The organism is Legionella yabuuchiae, from assembly GCF_900640115.1.
Classification (GTDB): Bacteria; Pseudomonadota; Gammaproteobacteria; order Legionellales; family Legionellaceae; genus Legionella_A; species Legionella_A yabuuchiae.
The window spans coordinates 1-17,866 of the sequence record NZ_CAAAIW010000012.1; the positions used below are offsets into that span (position 1 = coordinate 1).

The following is a 17,866-nucleotide window of genomic DNA, read 5'->3' on the forward strand; positions in this document are numbered from 1 at the left end:
GCTCAATTAGCTCTATTCGATTACATTGAAGTGTTTTACAATCGCAAACGCATCCATTCATCTCTAGGGTTTCAAACTCCCAGCAATTTTGGAATGGTTGCATAATGTTGGTGTCCGGTTTTTCGAGGCAGGATCAGTTTTACGCGCGTGCGTTATATACACACACTAAATATTTATGAGTTATGAGGTAGGTCGGCCTGGAGAATTTGCCTTTGACGGGTTTTTGTATCTTGATCTGAGATAAGTGAAGCTGCATCAGCATTTTGAGCGGACGGGTTTGGGACGGGTTTACATGACGGGTTTGGGTCGGCCTTGTTTTGGATGGATTGATGCATCGAAAAATTTAGTTTTTTTTAAAGCAATTTGCATTTTGCACCCACTGATCCCAGTAATAGATTTTAGGAGTTAACCCAATATTGTCAATAAAGAGATTGGGTTAGTTATTAAATGAACTTGAATGATATTACTACAAAAGGGTGTTATTAAAATTTGCGTTTTACATTTGGTTTCTAGTTCATGTTTGCTCAATGATGTAAAGCCGTAGCATTTGCTCTGTACTTTCATTCATGTTGGTTGGTCCATTGCCCTTTTTTTCCCATTCACTGACAGCTTTTTGCAATTCATGCACCACTTTCTCTGCAAATTCTCTTAATGGCATGGAAAAATAGGAGCGAATAAATTTAACTTGATTGCCTGTTAAAGGAGTTTCTTGGACAGCCAATTGTTTGATGGCTTTATCAGCGACGGCGCGAACATCTATTTTTGGTTGCCATTCACCGCTGATATTAATTATTTCAATATTTTCAAGTTCAATAGGCAATCCCAATCCTTCATAGGAGAAAACAGGTTCGATTTTTGTTGGCATGGTATTTCCTCTTTTCTTAGGGATATTCTCTTCTTTATATTATTCAGTGTTGTTAACAATTTTCTCAATTCGTTTTATATGTTCTAAGGTTTCATCAAAATCAGGGGCATTACCAAAAAACATATCACCCATCTTGGCATGATCGGCTTTTAATTGATCGATAAATGCTTCATTAGGATATAAGCGCAAAGAGCCAATGACTGCTTTATCATAGTTTGCCCATTTTGCAGGAAAGTAAATTGATTTATTCCTTCTGACATCCTCTAGCAATTCAATATCTTGCATGGCTTCTTGGGTTATATTTTTTTTATCCAACATAATAATATCGTAGTAATGTCGATATAATCGACGAGGAAGAGGTTTTTTGGGAGAGCGATGGTATTCTGCATGCAGTAATGTGATCTTTTCCCAATAGGTACGTTTGGCTAATAACGTTGGTACAGTTATTTCTGGTGCTTCCGTACCAAGTTCTGGTAGCAATTGTTGGCAATAAGAAGTTACATTTTTATTTTCATAAGGGCTTATATCCCCACGAGCGCCAAACTCCAATTTGATAGCCGATTGAATGTAGTCATTATCTTTTTTAGGGACATTGGTTGGGTAGTGGAACTTAAGACTTTGAGCATCGTCTTCATCTAGCTCTAATTGCCACTGAGACTCATCAAAGTAATCTGAAAGACCTTTTTCAAATTGAGTCATTAAGATTGGTTTTATCTCTTCACCAACCTTATTTTTAACCTTATTGCTTAACTCATCTAAACGTTTTTTTTGTTGTTTGCCTGATACTCCTTGTGCTGGATCATTTTCACTGTCTATGCCAATATATGTTTTGCTTAAAGTTAAATCAATATCTTCCGAAAAACGTTGGATGATATTGTAACATTTTGACAGTGACGTCCCCCCTTTAAAAATCACATGTGAAGAAAGAGCGGCGTTAGTGAATATTTGACTGAGAGTCCAGCATACCCAAAAATCTTTCTCAATGATGATTGGATTTTTAATTGTTGTGGAGCGAGCCGTAGCTTCTTCAAAAACTTGTTGACGCTCTTTTGGACTAAATTCCAATAGTTCTTTCATTATTATTTTCCTAGGATTTTTAATACAACGTGAATCATCCAATCTGGTAATTGATTCAAGATTTTTTTAAGTTGAGTTTTATCTCTTTGAGACAATATTTTTTTACTTTTTTGCACGATTTCGGCAGTAATATTATTTTTCCCAATATGGTGTATCCCATTAAGCACCCTAATCACATTTGGATTTAAGGGTATGCTTTTTATAAATTTCGAATGACTAAGCTTTATGGGATAGCCAGCAATTTTCTTTTGCCGAGCAGTACCAGAAGTAATATAGGAAGGTGTTGCTGATACTTGCTCATCAAAACCTAGCTGATTGGCCAATTGAGCGCCACCTGGTTGAATAGTGTCACCCTTTTTTGATGCAACGGCTCTTGCTATTGCATCTGGATTTGCTGATAACGTCCCGAGTTTTGAATGTTTGACAGGAAAATCATATATCCCGTGTCCAATTTTCCTGATAATACCTTTTTCAACTAGTCTGTGTAAGGTCACGCCTACGGTATTGCGAGGCGCAATATCAAGAAAATCTTTAGGCGTGAAAACCCAGCCTCGTTGTTTCGCTCTGATTCGCCTTAATATACTGTCACTCGCGGATTTCATGATTGACCTAATGTAATAAAATTAACATAAAAAACATTACATAAAATTATATAAATATTTATTTATCTATATGATAGATAACATTTTTATAGGTTATATAATAAATAAGTGCTTTTTGTTATTATAGCATGCACTATTTAAAGAACAACATTTTGAGCAATAAACTTTCAATTTGCAAAAATTTGAAGGTGAAACAATTAAAAAAACACGCCTTTGCACTTAAAGGTCAGTTATTTCCAAAATGGAAAGAACTAAGTCTGGGCTTAGCTCCAAGGAGCTTCATTGCTTGAATTTAGGTCTAAATTGTTAATCAGTTCAGCCCATCTTTCAAGCGCTTCTTTCCGCTGAGGAAGCATTTCATTTTTGTTGTAGGTTGCCATAATCTTTGGCATTTTATGCCCTAAGCATTTTTCAATCACAGCCGGATCAATATCCAAGGTTTCTCCTAAATGCGTTGCAAAGGTTCGTCTAAGATCATGGGCTGTCCATTGCGGTATACCCACACGCTGCTGTATTCGATTAACGGCCCTAGGTAAGGCTCTATCCGTTAAGACGCTTTGCCCGTCAATACCAGTTAAGACATAAGGTGATGAATTATTCCCTTTTAACTCATAAAAAAGGGCTTTAACAGGCTCCGCTAAATGCACGCGCATAGTCACATTGATCTTGGTATGGCTTGCCGGAATAACCCAAAGCGAGTTGTCAAAGTCAAATTCTGACCATTCGGCAATTCTAAGTTCTCCGCTTCTAACTCCCGTGAGTAATAATATTTTAAGGGCGTTTTTAATTTGCAGAGATATGACGTGATCTTTGCTGTCTAAAAATTGCCAAAGTATTTTAATTTCATCTAATGAAAGCACCCTTTCTCTGGGTTTTTCAATGCCGCCAATGTCTCGTGATCTGATATTCATGGCAGGATTAGCAGCCATCTCGCCACGGCTGACAGCGTAGTTAAATGCTTGTTTTAGCGTACTTAACACCTTATTAGCGTGCACAGGTGACCCGCGACCAACGATTTTATCCAGAGCTGCGGTGATATGATGGGCTTTTAGCTTTTCTAACTCCCAATCGCCCAGTAAAGGAATAATATCCGCATCTATTTGCTGCTTAATTTGTAAAGGTTGCTTGCGATTTTTTTCGATATAACCTGTGTACCAACTCAAAATGAGGGAGTGCACTGTTTTCTTTTGTTTTAATTTTTGTTGTTTCTGGTGCTCGATAGGGTGGATGCCTTTTTCTTTCAGGCTTTGTGCTTTTCTAAGTTTTTCTCGAGCATCCTTTAGCGAAATTGCTGGATACTTCCCCAGTGACATTTTGTAGCGCTTACCATCCATTGTGAAGCGGTAAAACCAAGATTTATTGCCGGAAGGCGTTACTCTTAGACCTAACCCTGAGACTTCTATTTTTTCCAACCAGGTGCGTTCCGGTTGTAAGTTCTTAATGTAATTATCCGTGAATTTCATAATATCCAACTGCATTTTGGTACCACTTTTGGTACCACTTTTTATGAGCTGGGATAATATTAAATGATATTTAATGAACAAGCAAACATATAAAAAATACTTTATAATCAAGGCGTAATTGGTTATTTTGATATTTTTTGATATTCAATGATATTGATAATTTTTAGCATGGGGCGCTAGGGGTCGCAGGTTCAAATCCTGCCGTCCCGACCAGTAAAAATACCATTGAAATCCGTAACTTAGCACTTTCTATTTAGAATCTTTCCATATCTTAAAATTATATTGGCTACAACCTTGGCTACACTTTTAATTTTTTTTATGTCTGGCTACACGGTTGATGATCAATTTTTGTTTTTCAATAATTAAAACCGGCCATGAAGACCTGTTTTAATTATTACCAAGTAAAAAAAGTGTTATCCCAGTTGTCGATTCACATTCTGCTGAATCCAGTGGTTGATTGTTTCTATATGCCAAGCTAAGGTCGTGCCATTGAGTTTTATCGGCTCAGGAAATTGTCCGTTAGTCCACCATCTTAGTGTAAGTCGGTTACGGCCAATGAGCTTTTCCAGATCGGTAATGAATAAAATTTGTTGTTGAATTTTGTTTGTGTTTTGCATCATTGAACTTCCTTTTCACGGATTTAATTTTTACTTAAATGCTTTTGAGAGAACGTTCTTCCAGCTCAATTGCTATGGCATATAGTTTGAGCAATTTAAGATGAGTCTCGATTGGCTCGAGTTTAGCCATTTTTCCCTAATCCGTTCGCCCTGAGGAGCGTGCGTAGCACGCGTCTCGAAGGGCTGGATCTTGAGCAGAAACCAAAAGACTATTTTTTATTTCGCTGAGCCAAATGGGATAGTTTTTCCTGGGCCTTGCCATTTCTAACTGTACTTGCTCCTTCAACACGATCGAATGAAACTGCAGGTCGTCGCCATAAAACATCCTTAGATTGGACGAGGCAAATGGTTTGTCTTGCCAGTCGTTGGCTTAAACGACAATGGATTTTAGTAGGTGACGGTGCCTATGCTTGTATGGATTTAGCCCTAACCTGTATCAAGCTCAATGTGGTGCTGATTTCTCGTTAGACGATCAATTTGGTCAAATAAGTATTTTTCAAAGTCTGAAAATCAGCTTGATTTAGATAAATGCTCAGAAGAAAAAATTAATTCGTTGATCTATCAGCTCACTTTAGCCGTTTAGAAAGCCCTTCGAGACGCGTGCTACGCACACTCCTCAGGGCGAACGGTCCTGGGAAAAATGGCTAAACTCGAGCGCTTAAGTTTGCAGATAGCAGGTGAAATTTGTTACAATGGTGACTCTTTCATAGAAAACGAGGTCTCGACTCCAATGCGAATTATCTCTCAATAAATCTTTAGTGCGTTTTTAACGCTGGCTTTGTTTATTGTTGAGGTGGTTTATGTCGATACTTTGTTCTATTCATCAATTATCATTAATTTATCCTGAAAAAAATTGTTTTGAACAGTTTGATGCACGTATTTATTCCCATCAGCGAATTGCTGTCATTGGCGATAATGGCTGTGGCAAAACAAGTTTATTGCGGATGATAGCTGGTCTTTCGCCCATTCTTGATGGAGATATTCGCTTTAGTCAGGAAATTCGTATTGGTTATGTACCGCAAATCCCAGAGGGGTTTGATGGCTTAAGTGGTTCGGAGCGTTTTCAAAAAGCGCTATCTGAGGCTTTGTCATGTCATCCAGAATTGTTAATTTTAGATGAACCGACCAATCATCTTGATACGGATAACAGGAAGCAATTACTGCAATTTTTGCAATATTATCCAGGTACGTTGTTAGTTTCTTCTCATGATTCGCAACTACTCTCTATGGTGCCTGATTGCTTGTGGTCAATTAAAACCGGAGAAATTGAGCAGTTCGATGGGCAATATGAAGATTTCCTACGAGAAAAAGAAATAAAATATGCCAAATTGAGCCAACAATTAGCATGTCTCGAAAAAGATAAAAGAGCGGTTCATCATCAATTAATGAAAGAACAGAAACGTGCAAGAAGTTCTAAAGAAATGGGAAAAAAATCCATTGAAAATCGCAAATGGCCTACCATTGTATCCCATGCCAAAATGCATCGCGCCTCACAGGCCTCGGGCAGAAAAAGAAAGCAAATTAGCGATATGCGTGATGATGTTATTGAGCAAATGAGTGCATTAGATAGACCTGAAATCACTGAACCTAAATTCCATTTGCCATCAGGATTTATTTCTCATAAATCATTGGTAATGATTAAAGACGGTGTCATTGGTTATGCGGAAAAAATGCTCACCCATCAGATTAATTTTCAATTGTTCGGTCAAAATCGCCTGGCAATCACAGGAAGTAATGGAAGTGGTAAATCAACATTGATTAAAGCAATTATGAATCACAAAGACGTGGTTAGAGAGGGGGATTGGCTTATACCTGCTCAGCAAGATATTGGCTATTTAGACCAGCACTATAATCAGTTATCGGCTAATGAGACGGTATTATCATCCCTTGAAGAAATCAGACCAGATTGGACGCACCAACAAATTCGATCCCATCTTAATGACTTCCTATTTAAATCAAACAGTGTTGTTAATCAATTAGTGGATAGTTTGTCTGGTGGAGAAAAAGCTCGGTTGTCCTTAGCTAGGATTGCTGCGTGTCCTCCAAAATTATTAATTCTTGATGAAATGACTAATAATCTGGATGCAACTACCCGAAACCATGTGATTCAATGCTTACAACAATATCCAGGACCAATGATAGTGATTTCACACGATGAGGATTTTCTAAGAAAAATTAATATTAAGGAATTTTATCATCTATGTTAACTGCAAATGCATCCAATAAAATTGTCCACACTAGTACGAAACTTGAGAGGTTGCCTATAATCAAGGCACTATAGAAGAAGATATATTATGACCAATAAAATAACAATAAGTTTTTGAGCTTTTATGCACAGCTAGCATTACGTAAATAGTCGATAATGGTCACAATATAACATTGGAGAACCATTATGACGTACATGAAAAATGAAACTTTTATTCAAGCAGTAAAATATGTTTACGAACATATTGATCAACCTATTGAGCTAAGACAAATAGCCGAGGAACTGGGTGTCTCGTTATCAACTTTAAAGCGGGCGTTTATTGAATCAACAGAGCGAACAGCTGGTGCTTTTATCCGTCGTTTACGCATGGAACTGGGTTTTCGAACAATAAACTCACGTCATGACACAATATTAGAGACAGCCTTAAGTGTTGGATTTGAAGATCATTCATCGTTTTCAAGATGCTTTAAAGACACTTTTGGTTATCCACCGACAGAGGTGCGTATTTCGGCTGATTCGAACGGTGATTACGGTTTTGATCCGAACGGCGATTTCACTGCATTCGAACGCTCGAGTCATAATCAAGAAAGATGATTATCTGTTAAGCCTTCCCAGTCTGTAAAGACTTATCCTTTTTTCTTAATGAATCACCATCTAATTCAATTTTAATCGCATTGTGCACAAGCCTATCTAAAATAGCATCAGCTAAAGTTTCATCATTTAAATGCTCATGCCAATTTGCAACGGGTAATTGGCTGGTAACAATGGTTGAGTGGTTTTGATATCGGTCTTCTACTATTTCTAATAAATCATGCCTTTGCTGCTCGTTAGGTGCCGCCAGCCCCCAATCATCAAGAATAAGCACATCGACTTTGGCCAGCTGGTTTAACCATTTTTGATAAGTGCCGTTTGCTTTTGCAATCAGCAACTCATTCCATAACCGAGGCAGACGATAATACTTGGATGTCATACCAGACAGGCAAGCCTTATGAGCTAACGCACAAGCCAAATAGGTTTTGCCACATCCTGTCGGTCCTGTAATAAGTATGTTCAATTTATTTTTAATCCAATTGCAGCTGCTTAAATCTGACACAACATTTTTTTTTAATTTTCTAGGGTGGTCATAATCGATGTCTTCAATGCATGCATTATCTTTTAATTTAGCTTGACTCAAGCGCCGTGCTAGTCGCTTGTTTTCCCGAGTTATCCATTCCCTCTCAATCAATATGGCAAGACGCTCCTCAAAGCTTAGCTCACTTACTGGCGAATTAAGCTGTTCAATTAAGGCTTCTGCCATGCCAGTTAATTTTAAGGTGCGTAATTTATCCAACGTTTGATTATTTAACATTTTTTTCTCCTATTGATAGTAATTAGAACCTCTAATATTTTTATGTGAGTTGATAACTGGTGTTTGATGGTTTTGATGCTCATTGGTGCTATCAAGCCTATTTTTTAAGATTGACTCAATGTGTTGATATCGATAAGCACCAACTTCAAGCCCTTTTTTGCAGGCCGCTTCAAGTCTGTCATTGCCATATCCTTTACTTAGGCGTAATAAACCAAGACATGAGCGAAAGGATTGTTCTGGGAATGACTTAGACTCAATCATCTTTTGAATAAAGTGCTCGGTGTGAAGGCCAATCTTATTCGCCCAATGCAATAAGCGCTTCGGTGTCCATTTGCCTTGTTCTTGGTGGGCTTTAGGCATGTGCTCTTGCACGGTTGTATGCTGATATTTATTACGATTGCGTTTGTGGGCTGCAATTCTCTTACCTTGATAAAAACATTCAATGATTTGGCTTGTGGCTCTTACCTCAATTTCTTGATGGATAAACTTGTAGGGCACGCTATAGTAATGATTTTCAAAGACAAAATGATAATCGATATTCACCTTGGCTTTTTTCCAAGTGGCATATTCATAAGCATATTGAGGCAAAGGTTGCAGGGCTGGCTTATCAATTTCTTCAAATAGCTGCTTTCTTGACGCATCCATTTTTTGGAATTTTTGAGTATTAAATTTTTCAAGCAAAGGCTTTATTGCCATATTGATTTCAGCAACACTTGTAAAAGTCATATCACGCAGTGGTGCCAAAACTTGGCGTTCTATGCAGCCCACTGCATTTTCAACCTTAGCTTTATCTTTTGGTGCGCCAGGCCTGGCCGGCACAATTGCAAACCCATAGTGCTCACCAACGTGTTGGTAATTTCGGTTGATATCAGGATCATACCGGTGGGATTTAGTAACGCCTGACTTTAGATTATCTGGCACCGTAATTTTGCTCACACCGCCAAAGTATGCCCACATTCTAATATGGGAGCCTATCCAGTCATGAAGCTGCTGACTAGCAGTTGCTTCTGCAAATGTATATTGAGATGCGCCTAAAGAGCCGACAAAAATCTCTGCCTCGTGAATTTCTCCCGTTGTTGGATCAAGCCAAGGCACAGTCATTCCAGCATAATCAACAAAGGTTTTTTCGCCAGCTTTATGCACTTGCTTCATCACTGGCGAAATTTGCTTTATATGTGCACGGTATCGCGTACAAAACTGAGTGTAACCAAGCCCATTAGGGTATTTATCTTTGTATTCACGCCAGAGCAGTAATAGAGTTACCCCTTTACGCCTTAGTTCTTGGCATACTTCATCCCAGTTCGGCAAAGGCCGATCTTTTTTAGATGATTGCGTTGGTAAAAATAGAAGTTTATATAGTTCTTGCTCGGTTACCTCTTCTGGCAATGGCCAGTTAATGCCCGCAGCCTTTGCGCGCTGCAAATACTCTGATACGGTCGATTTGCTAACGTTTAGGCCATGAGATATTTCTTTATAACTGCAATTTAGCTTATATCTCAGCCTTAATATCTCGCTTATCTTGTTCATCGATATTGGTCTCACGTCAAACACTCCAATTTAAAACACTGGAGTATTGTATTAAATTAATACGAATAGATTATGACGAGAGCGTTCGAATAAAACCGAAATACCCGTTCGGATGTTGCCGAAATCAGCGTTCGGATCAGAGTGAAATCACCGTTCGGATAAAACCGAAATGGCCGTTTGAATGTTGCCGTAATCGGCGTTCGGATCAAGCCGAAATACACATCGGGCGCGTAATTGATATCACCAATGAAAAGCAAAAAGCATGGTTGGTTAAAGTATCTGAGCAGGTTCCTCAAAAAGCCTCGTTAATTCCCAAAGAAAGAAGCTATAAACAGCACTTAAGCCACTATCAGCAGCAAGCAAACAAGATGGGGGTTTGTAAATTGCATGGCCTACGCCACGCTTATGCACAACGCCGTTATGAAGAGATTACCAAGTCACTCAATCCCTTAGGCAAAAAGCTTATTTGCCCCATAGCAGGAGGTAAGGCTTTCGATTCATTAGCAGGAATAGAAAAAGAAATTGATCGTAAAGCTCGCGCGCGAATAAGCAGAGAATTAGGACACTCGAGATTGAATATTACCAAAGCTTATTTGGGGTGAAGCTTATCAATTAATACCAAATAACTATATTCTCGAACTGGTACTAAATTGATGCCAAGAATATTATTTTGTTTGATAATTTTTAAAAAATTAGATGTTCGTAATTTATTGATTTAATGAAAGTGAACTAAGAACCGCAAAAAAACCTAATAATCAACTGGTACACAAATTAAACTGAAAAACATATGAACAAAGTATAATTTTGCCCTGCGACAAAAGCCTGACTTTTTGTGTAGGGCAACTAAGATAAACCAGTTCTATCTGAACAATGCTCCAAGTAGATTTCAACAATTTTGCCATTCATGTTCAGGCGATGCTAATGTTCCATCTGGAAGAACAGCGCAGAAATAGCTTTTTGCTTGTTTAAGTTGTTCTTGTGTTAAATTCGACCCTATAAGAATAGAACGATTAAAATTAACGCCTGAAACATTTGCGCCATTAAAATTACTAGACGATAAATTGGACTCTGATAGGTCCGCTTTTGATAAGTTAACATTTTCAAAACTAGAACCACTTAAATGTGCATTATTAAAATTGGCATGGGTTAAAACAGCGCCCTTAAAATTTGACGACATTGAGTAGATCCCATAAAAAGATGTACGCGTTTTAGTTAACACAGAATTAACATAACTTGAACCAGACATATGTCCACTTAGATATGCGTCTATCAAAATAGAGCCATCTAAAACAGCATTTTCTTTACCGTCAATCCTAGCACTAGTTAGATCACATTTTATGCATATATTGGTTTTTTCAAACTGCTTTAAGTCATTTTCTGAGTAAGTTACCTTTGCATAACTTATTGGTGAACCTATCAAAAAAGCAAGAACAGATATAATTTTTAGTTTAGTTGTAATCACAATCAACTTCTCCATTTTCTCCATTTTTATCATACACGGTTCCATCTGGGAGTGTTGCGCACTCATATGACTCCATTGAGTCAAGTTGCTCTTGAGTAATATTAGAACCATAAAAATTAGAATGCTGCATCCTAGCGCCTACAAAAACTGCTTTCTCTAGATTAGCCTGCATAAAAACACATTTATAACAACTTGCGTTTTTAAAGTTAGCATTCGATAAATTTGCGCGGGTAAATTGAGATTGTGAGTGACTTGAGTTTGAAAAATTTACTTGCTTAAGAGATGCGTCATCAAACCTACAACCCTGAAGACTGCTTGCGGTAAAATTGGCATTGTCTATTATTGACTTATTAAATTTTAAATTTTGAATGTCGCTAAGTACAAAATTTGATTTTTCAATATTTTTCTCTGAAAAATCAACAGTCCTATCATTATGTAAGGTGGATTTTGTCCAAAGGGAGTTCTTTAGGTCATTCGACTTAATCTCAATATGAGTCCAGTGCATTATTTCTATTTGGGTCAAATCACAACCAGTACACTCATCTGATTGCTGTACTTTTTCCAAGTGTGATGGGATATATGCATATAAACTTTGTAAATATAAGCTTAATATGCCTATAAAAACAGCTTTAATATTCATTCAAATAAATCTCCTTTTGCCATGTTGAATATGCGAAGCTATTTAACCATAAAATGACCTCTCAACAAATAAATCTTTGATGGTTGCGTAATTGATCCTTTCTCGATTGGCCGTACATCTTGTTTAAGAGATACAATCTCACCAGTAAGGATAGAAATGGTAAGAATTGTCTATAAAAAGACCTTATTTAGCACCAGCACTGCATGATATCCTTTGAGCGTTATGGAGCTTCTATGATCGAAAAAAGCTGAGAAATAGGATTTAATATTCATCGTAAATTTTCTTTAAACAAATAATGTGCCTGCAACCTGCTCGTAAGTTTTGGCAATGTGAAAAAGAAATTTTATAGTAGGAAAGATAATTACATGGATTTGCTGGGGCGAGCATGCGGGTGTCTGTAAACCACCTAAGAAATAGAACAACAATCTCACAAAAAGAAAACATTCTTTATCTGGTACCAAAAGTGGTACCAAGAATATTTTGTTTTATAATTTTTAAAAGTTGATGCGTTCGTAATATATTGATTTTATTAAGAAAATTTGGTCGGGACGGCAGGATTTGAACCTGCGACCCCTAGCGCCCCATGCTAGTACGCTACCAAGCTGCGCCACGCCCCGACTGGAGCGAATAATAGCAAGTTTAAGATTAGAAGACAATCGCAATTATGGTCTAGGGGTGTTGCTTTTTTCTTCGCTACGTTCTTCTTCAAGCTGATGTTCAGTTTCATCCATTGGGCTGACTTCGCCGGTGGTTTCAAATCCTGGGATGCCTTCACCGACCATGACGGCTTCGCCTGTGGTCTCATTCCCTGGTACACCATCTTCTAATGAATCCACCTCATCAGAGCCTATAAAAGAATTATGCAAAAGGTCATTGGACGATCCTTCTTGTTTTAAATCCGCTAATAATTTTTCTTCGGGCGTTTGTTCTGTATCTGATTCAGGAGTTAGTTTAACCATGGACTGTCCACTTTTAAGATGAATATACTATAAGTATAGACTCGTGATCTTTCAAAATGCGTAATTTAGCAGGGTAAACGCAGGTGTGATATAAAAAGTCCTTTAGAATTTTTTATGCGATTATTGACCTATTATCTACGACCCAAGGTACTGGATTAAGTCCGGCCCAAGCTTTTTTTTGTCCGCGGGCTCCAGGAATCTAATAATATCGGTGGATCCCGCGCATAAGCGCTGGACGTAGACAAATAGGGTAATTTACAACCACACGCGCTTTCGCCCTGCCGCATTTTAAAAAACTCGCAAGGGAATGAGCCGTTACTTGCTTTTTAAAATGCGACAGGAAAAAAAGGCGCCGAAAAACACGCCTTTTGAAAGATCACGGGAATACATCTCCGTGTAATTGTTTTAATTGGTTGTCCAAATCAGCAGCCAATTTATCTAACGTTAGACGGTGATTACTCCCCCGAGAAATACCATCCAAGGCGAGAGAAAAGTATCCGCTATCAGGACATGGTTTTAACTATAGGCCAGATTTTAAAAAAAGCAAAAAAAAAAAAAATAAAAAAATGCACTCTGTACGATACAGAGAAAAATGCATAAGAAATATTATCCGAACGCATTAATTCCGGTAATATGACGTCCCAATACCAACTTATGAACGTTATCCGTTCCTTCATAAGTAAATACTGATTCCAAATTGAGCATGTGTCGGATGACATGATATTCAAGACTAATGCCATTCCCGCCCAGTAAATTACGACAAGTTCTTGCGATGTTTAACGCTTCCCTGCAAGCGTTACCTTTTGCCAATGAAATCATAGTCGGTGTTTCACGGTCTTGGTCTTTTAGACGCCCAATTTGCAAATGAATCCATTGCGCTTTGACAATCTCAGTATACATTTCAGCAAGATCTTCTTGTATTAATTGAAACGAGGCTAAAGGCTTATCAAATTGTTTACGTTCTAATAGATAATCACGCGTAATATCAAAACACGCCATAGCAGCGCCCATAGCGCCCCAGCAAATACCATATCGAGCTTGGCTTAGGCAACTTAACGCGGCTCCAAGTCCGCGCTCACTTCCTGGCAAGAGATTCTCATCGGGCACAAAGACATCTTCAAATACCAGCTCGCCGGTTTTAGAGGCGCGCAAGGACATTTTTAACTTAATTTCTTGACGTTTAAACCCTTCAAAATCCTTTTCGACGATAAACCCTCGAATTCCTTCTTTGGTTTTGGCCCAAACAATAGCCAGATCCGCAATTGATGCATTGGTAATCCACATCTTTGCACCATTTAAGCGCCAGCCACCATCCACTTTTTCTGCATTAGTTCGCATGCCAGCCGGATCGGACCCAGAGTCAGGCTCTGTTAAACCAAAACATCCAATCATATCACCTTTTGCCATAGGTTTTAAAAACCGATTTTTCTGCTCTTCACTGCCATAACGAAATATAGGATACATACATAAAGAACTTTGCACGGAAACAAAGCTGCGTAAACCACTATCTCCTCGTTCTAGTTCCTGGCAGACTAATCCGTAGGAAACATACGAAGCTTCCGATCCGCCATATTCTGCTGGCAAGGTTAGTCCCAATAATCCAAGCTCGGCCGATTTTTTAATTAACGCTTTAGGAAATTCTGCGCGCTCAAATGCTTCTGGCATTAAAGGAATCACATCCTTCTCAACAAACCGTGCAACGCTGTCTCGTATCATTCGCTCATCGTCTTTTAATTGCTCATCAAGAAACAGTAGATCATCCACGAAAAATTCTCCTTAACAGTTAATTACTTATTGACAGTCGGATTAGAGTAAGCATTTGCAGCGCCTGTTTTCCTGGTGTCGTTAGCTGGGTCTTTCTGTAACGCTATCACGGCAGCTATAATGGCCTCGCAGCTAGGTAACACGTATTGCCAAGAATTTCCAAGGGGGATAAATGAATCTTCGCCGGTTAACCGCTTGAGTTTCAGCTTAGGGGAAAATTCAATAAGCATCGTCATTAACCCTTCACTGACCGAGCCGCTACGGCGCCCTTCATCCACGATTAATACCTGCTTGGCATTAATAAGCTCTTTCAATATGGCCTCTTGGGGCAAAGGATTAAGCCATTGCAAATCAATTATTTTCACCGAAAGTTTATGTTTTTCTTTTAAAATCTTTTCGGCTTGACGAGACAAGTAATAACCATTTCCATAGGTTAAAATAACCGTTTGCCCTTTACCATATACGCTGATCTCACCTAAGGCGATTTCTTCGTTTAGAGGTGGGTAATAATGGAGCCACTCATTATCCCCTGGTGTGTGTAAATCTTTCGTCATGTACAGCGCTATAGGTTCAAGAAACACCACTACACGACCCTTTAGATGCGCCAATCGCATGCAAGTTCGTAACATTTTTGCAGCAGCCGCTCCATTGGAAGGGCAAGCTACAATAACCCCTGGTAAATCACGCAAAACTGCTATCGAATTATCATTATGAAAATGACCGCCAAATCCTTTTTGATAAGCCAGTGAGGCGATGCGAAGCACCATTGGGTTTTGATATTGGCCTTTAGAAAAAAAAGACAGTGTTGCGGCTTCTCCGCGTAATTGATCTTCTGCATTATGTAAGTAAGCTAGAAATTGAATTTCTGGAACGGGCAAAAAGCCATTGTGAGCCATGCCAATAGCGGTTCCTAAAATAGTGGTTTCATCAAGAATCGTATCAAATACTCTTCTCCGGCCAAACCGCTGTTGCAAATCGGCGGTGACGCGATAAACTCCTCCTTTTTTTCCGACGTCTTCACCAAAAACCACCATGTTGGGGTATTGCATCAATAAATCAGTAAGCGTGAAATTTATAAGTTGCGACAAATTCCGTTTCATTTTAAGTTGTTTAAAACTTTCACCAAAAATGGCATTGCGTCGTTTTTCATCCGGCAAAGGAAACAATTTTTTTTCGGACTGATTCGGCACAATAGGTGCCATCACTTCTTTGGCCGAACTTAATTGCGGCGAATGTATCACTTCCATGGCTTTGGCTTGAATCAAAGCATGATTATTTTGATAAAGTTCCACTATGCCTTTAATACTTAAGATTCCTGCACGATGGAGTAACGCCGCAGTATGTAATAAAGGATCTAGCGCTTCGGTTTGTTCGATTTCACTAAGTGTACGATATTGTGACTCAATGTCTGAGCCTGCATGGCCTAGCAAGCGAACACAGCGCATATGTAGAAATACAGGCTGCTTGCGAATGCGGGCAATTTTTTCTGCTTCTTTGGCTTTGATATAACAATCGGCAACATTTAGTCCATCGCAACTGAGATAATGGATATTTGGACGGTATTTTATTGCTGACTCAATCCAGTTAGAAGGTGTTGGAACGGATATTCCTATACCGTTGTCTTCACAAATAAAAATGAGTGGTAAGGGATAAGGCTGGCTAGCTAACCAAGAGCAGGCATTGATCGCCGCTTGAGCGGTAGCATGATTAATAGATGCATCCCCAAACGAGCACAAAATGACCGAATCAGCAGGCAGATTACTAGTAATGCCAAGCTCTTTAGCTCGGATAATCGATAAAGCAGCCCCCAGAGATTTTGGTAAATGCGAGGCAATCGTTGATGTTTGAGGTGGGATATTAAGCGGTACGCTACCAAACACTTTATGACGACCGCCTGAGATAGGATCACAGGCTGCAGCAACTAACGATAACAATACATCACGAACGCCATCTTCCGTATGCACTTGTTTGGAACGCTGAATATAAAAAGCGCCGCTGCGATAATGGAGAAAAGCCATATCAGTGAAACGAAATACCTGCCCAAAGGCAGCGTTGCCTTCATGGCCGCTGCTTCCAATAGTGTAAAACGATAATCCCTTTTCTTTGAGCGCGCGAGCGATTAAGTCTAATTGCCGAGATTTGATTTGAGAATCAAATAAATCAATCGCTTTTTTTTTGTCAATTCCCGCTGAAGAAAAATCACTTGAACTACGTGTTGTGGGGAAATCACCTTGTGAAACACGCTTTATGAATTGCTCATCGATAATACTCGCCCGATCTAACATCATGTCATCCTATGTGTATTACATCCCTTGCTATGTCTAGGCTTAAGACTCGCTCCAGTATATACTTCTTAAAGAGCGAGTGCGAGATTCAGAAACTATATTTCATTAAATTTATATCCGTTGAAAGTAATATCACGGGTATCTACCTAACTCATGCTTCATCGTAGCATCTAATTGGAGAGTTCATTTATGAAATGGATATTACTAAGCCTGTGCTTAACCCAACTCACCGCTTGCGCCTGGTTTCATCCGGGTGTTGTGCACGATCGTGAAGTGTTGGTAACTGAGCCGCCGAATCGATTATTAGAACCGTTTACCTGCGGTGATATTTCTCTTGATGTAACCACCACGGTTAGAACTTGCAAATAGGAATACTATGTTTAAGCCTATAGTACTGTTTTTTTTAGCGTTTGTGAGCACAACCGTCCTATCATTGCCCGCTAATTTTGTCTATTTAAGCAACGTTGCACCAAATATTATTCAAGACATTCGATATGCAACAGCAAATAATTTTACTGCCCATCCTGTCCCTGGGTATGTTGCTCCACGTTGCATTCTCACGCGAGAGGCAGCTTTAAAACTAAAAGAAGTGCAGGCTTCTTTGAATGCACGTGGTTATGGTTTAAAAGTGTTTGACTGTTATCGCCCTCAACGCGCAGTCGATGCTTTTATTCGTTGGAGCAAACATCCTGATACCAGCACTAAACCACGTTATTATCCTTATGAGGATAAAAACCGCTTATTCCCAAAAGGTTATATCGCCGAATATTCCGGACACAGCCGCGGAAGCACGGTCGATTTAACTTTAATTAAATTAGATAAATCTCTCGAAAAATACTCTAATTTGGATATGGGAACCGAGTTTGATTATTTAGATCCCAGTTCTAATGTCTTTTATCGGAAATTAAGCCCTGTACAGAAAAAAAACCGCCTGTTATTACGCCACATTATGATCCGCTACGGGTTTAAACCTTATAGCAAAGAATGGTGGCATTTTACTTTAAAAAACGAACCTTATCCCCGGAGTTATTTTAACTTCCCTGTAAAATGA

General features: G+C 38.9%; 17 protein-coding genes, 1 tRNA gene and 1 pseudogene. 6 read left to right on the plus strand and 13 right to left on the minus strand.

Annotation, left to right across the window (positions count from 1 at the left end):
* Nucleotides 1-105, plus strand: a 105-nt coding sequence (locus E1O47_RS12250; protein WP_165475047.1) for an IS3 family transposase, incomplete at its 5' end; no start/stop codon positions are given.
* 409 nt (nt 106-514) lie between these two features.
* Here E1O47_RS12250 and E1O47_RS05985 read toward each other — a convergent pair.
* The 5 genes from E1O47_RS05985 to E1O47_RS06005 all read right to left on the minus strand — a co-directional run bounded on the left by E1O47_RS05985 (nt 515) and on the right by E1O47_RS06005 (nt 4,627).
* The gene (locus E1O47_RS05985; RefSeq protein WP_133130355.1) at nt 515-865 is read right to left on the minus strand and encodes a hypothetical protein; all 351 of its coding nucleotides are present in this window, start codon (nt 863-865) and stop codon (nt 515-517) included.
* A gap of 39 nt (nt 866-904) precedes the next feature.
* Nucleotides 905-1,942 carry a nucleotidyl transferase AbiEii/AbiGii toxin family protein gene (locus E1O47_RS05990; RefSeq protein ID WP_133130356.1) on the minus strand — a complete coding sequence of 346 codons (1,038 nt, stop codon included), beginning with the start codon at nt 1,940-1,942 and terminating at the stop codon, nt 905-907.
* Between the two features lie 2 nt (nt 1,943-1,944).
* Nucleotides 1,945-2,544, minus strand: a complete 600-nt coding sequence (locus E1O47_RS05995) for a DUF6088 family protein (RefSeq protein WP_133130357.1) — start codon at nt 2,542-2,544, stop codon at nt 1,945-1,947.
* Between the two features lie 263 nt (nt 2,545-2,807).
* A complete protein-coding gene (locus E1O47_RS06000; RefSeq protein ID WP_133130416.1) occupies nt 2,808-4,007 on the minus strand; it encodes a tyrosine-type recombinase/integrase in 1,200 nt (399 codons plus the stop codon).
* A gap of 413 nt (nt 4,008-4,420) precedes the next feature.
* Entirely contained in the window at nt 4,421-4,627 is a 207-nt protein-coding gene (locus E1O47_RS06005) for a helix-turn-helix transcriptional regulator (RefSeq protein WP_133130358.1), read from the minus strand.
* A 797-nt stretch (nt 4,628-5,424) separates the two neighbouring features.
* On the opposite strand from E1O47_RS06005, the gene E1O47_RS06010 reads away from it, so the two are divergent.
* Together E1O47_RS06010 and E1O47_RS06015 are read left to right on the plus strand one after the other, a co-directional pair.
* Entirely contained in the window at nt 5,425-6,831 is a 1,407-nt protein-coding gene (locus tag E1O47_RS06010; protein ID WP_133130359.1) for an ATP-binding cassette domain-containing protein, read from the plus strand.
* Between the two features lie 185 nt (nt 6,832-7,016).
* Nucleotides 7,017-7,424 carry a helix-turn-helix domain-containing protein gene (locus E1O47_RS06015; RefSeq protein ID WP_133130360.1) on the plus strand — a complete coding sequence of 136 codons (408 nt, stop codon included), beginning with the start codon at nt 7,017-7,019 and terminating at the stop codon, nt 7,422-7,424.
* A gap of 7 nt (nt 7,425-7,431) precedes the next feature.
* Here E1O47_RS06015 and istB read toward each other — a convergent pair whose 3' ends face one another.
* Both istB and istA read right to left on the minus strand, forming a co-directional pair.
* Entirely contained in the window at nt 7,432-8,178 is a 747-nt protein-coding gene (gene istB / locus E1O47_RS06020) for an IS21-like element helper ATPase IstB (RefSeq protein WP_133130361.1), read from the minus strand.
* A gap of 9 nt (nt 8,179-8,187) precedes the next feature.
* Nucleotides 8,188-9,720 (minus strand): IS21 family transposase, encoded by a 1,533-nt coding sequence (gene istA / locus E1O47_RS06025; RefSeq protein WP_133130362.1) that lies wholly within the window; start codon nt 9,718-9,720, stop codon nt 8,188-8,190.
* 206 nt (nt 9,721-9,926) lie between these two features.
* On the opposite strand from istA, the pseudogene E1O47_RS12700 reads away from it, so the two are divergent.
* Nucleotides 9,927-10,307 (plus strand): annotated as a pseudogene (locus tag E1O47_RS12700) (phage integrase N-terminal domain-containing protein); the annotation flags it as partial.
* Between the two features lie 284 nt (nt 10,308-10,591).
* Here E1O47_RS12700 and E1O47_RS06035 read toward each other — a convergent pair.
* The 6 genes from E1O47_RS06035 to E1O47_RS06060 form a co-directional block, all read right to left on the minus strand.
* Nucleotides 10,592-11,167 (minus strand): pentapeptide repeat-containing protein, encoded by a 576-nt coding sequence (locus E1O47_RS06035; RefSeq protein ID WP_207384296.1) that lies wholly within the window; start codon nt 11,165-11,167, stop codon nt 10,592-10,594.
* On the minus strand, nt 11,154-11,807 hold the full coding sequence (locus E1O47_RS06040; RefSeq protein WP_133130365.1) for a pentapeptide repeat-containing protein: 654 nt from the start codon (nt 11,805-11,807) through the stop codon (nt 11,154-11,156). Before E1O47_RS06040 ends, E1O47_RS06035 begins: the two co-directional genes overlap by 14 nt.
* A 540-nt stretch (nt 11,808-12,347) precedes the next feature.
* Nucleotides 12,348-12,424 (minus strand) — tRNA-Pro (locus tag E1O47_RS06045).
* Between the two features lie 45 nt (nt 12,425-12,469).
* Nucleotides 12,470-12,766: a hypothetical protein gene (locus E1O47_RS06050; RefSeq protein ID WP_133130366.1), complete on the minus strand. Its 297-nt coding sequence runs from the start codon at nt 12,764-12,766 to the stop codon at nt 12,470-12,472.
* A 606-nt stretch (nt 12,767-13,372) separates the two neighbouring features.
* On the minus strand, nt 13,373-14,530 hold the full coding sequence (locus E1O47_RS06055; protein ID WP_133130367.1) for an acyl-CoA dehydrogenase family protein: 1,158 nt from the start codon (nt 14,528-14,530) through the stop codon (nt 13,373-13,375).
* A gap of 23 nt (nt 14,531-14,553) precedes the next feature.
* Nucleotides 14,554-16,815, minus strand: a complete 2,262-nt coding sequence (locus E1O47_RS06060; protein ID WP_133130417.1) for a thiamine pyrophosphate-dependent enzyme — start codon at nt 16,813-16,815, stop codon at nt 14,554-14,556.
* 189 nt (nt 16,816-17,004) lie between these two features.
* Here E1O47_RS06060 and E1O47_RS06065 point away from each other — a divergent pair, with 189 nt between their 5' ends.
* Nucleotides 17,005-17,184 carry a hypothetical protein gene (locus tag E1O47_RS06065; RefSeq protein ID WP_133130368.1) on the plus strand — a complete coding sequence of 60 codons (180 nt, stop codon included), beginning with the start codon at nt 17,005-17,007 and terminating at the stop codon, nt 17,182-17,184.
* 7 nt (nt 17,185-17,191) lie between these two features.
* Complete coding sequence (locus E1O47_RS06070) at nt 17,192-17,866, plus strand: M15 family metallopeptidase (RefSeq protein ID WP_133130369.1); 675 nt, start codon at nt 17,192-17,194, stop codon at nt 17,864-17,866.

Coding starts and splice junctions, on each gene's coding strand:
- E1O47_RS06065 (WP_133130368.1), top strand. CDS start 17,005: ATGAAATGGATATTACTAAGCCTGTGCTTAACCCAACTCACCGCTTGC.
- E1O47_RS05995 (WP_133130357.1), bottom strand. CDS start 2,544: ATGAAATCCGCGAGTGACAGTATATTAAGGCGAATCAGAGCGAAACAA.
- E1O47_RS06050 (WP_133130366.1), bottom strand. CDS start 12,766: ATGGTTAAACTAACTCCTGAATCAGATACAGAACAAACGCCCGAAGAA.
- E1O47_RS06005 (WP_133130358.1), bottom strand. CDS start 4,627: ATGATGCAAAACACAAACAAAATTCAACAACAAATTTTATTCATTACC.
- E1O47_RS05985 (WP_133130355.1), bottom strand. CDS start 865: ATGCCAACAAAAATCGAACCTGTTTTCTCCTATGAAGGATTGGGATTG.
- E1O47_RS06040 (WP_133130365.1), bottom strand. CDS start 11,807: ATGAATATTAAAGCTGTTTTTATAGGCATATTAAGCTTATATTTACAA.
- E1O47_RS05990 (WP_133130356.1), bottom strand. CDS start 1,942: ATGAAAGAACTATTGGAATTTAGTCCAAAAGAGCGTCAACAAGTTTTT.
- E1O47_RS06060 (WP_133130417.1), bottom strand. CDS start 16,815: ATGTTAGATCGGGCGAGTATTATCGATGAGCAATTCATAAAGCGTGTT.
- istB (WP_133130361.1), bottom strand. CDS start 8,178: ATGTTAAATAATCAAACGTTGGATAAATTACGCACCTTAAAATTAACT.
- E1O47_RS06070 (WP_133130369.1), top strand. CDS start 17,192: ATGTTTAAGCCTATAGTACTGTTTTTTTTAGCGTTTGTGAGCACAACC.
- E1O47_RS06000 (WP_133130416.1), bottom strand. CDS start 4,007: ATGAAATTCACGGATAATTACATTAAGAACTTACAACCGGAACGCACC.
- E1O47_RS06010 (WP_133130359.1), top strand. CDS start 5,425: ATGTCGATACTTTGTTCTATTCATCAATTATCATTAATTTATCCTGAA.
- E1O47_RS06015 (WP_133130360.1), top strand. CDS start 7,017: ATGACGTACATGAAAAATGAAACTTTTATTCAAGCAGTAAAATATGTT.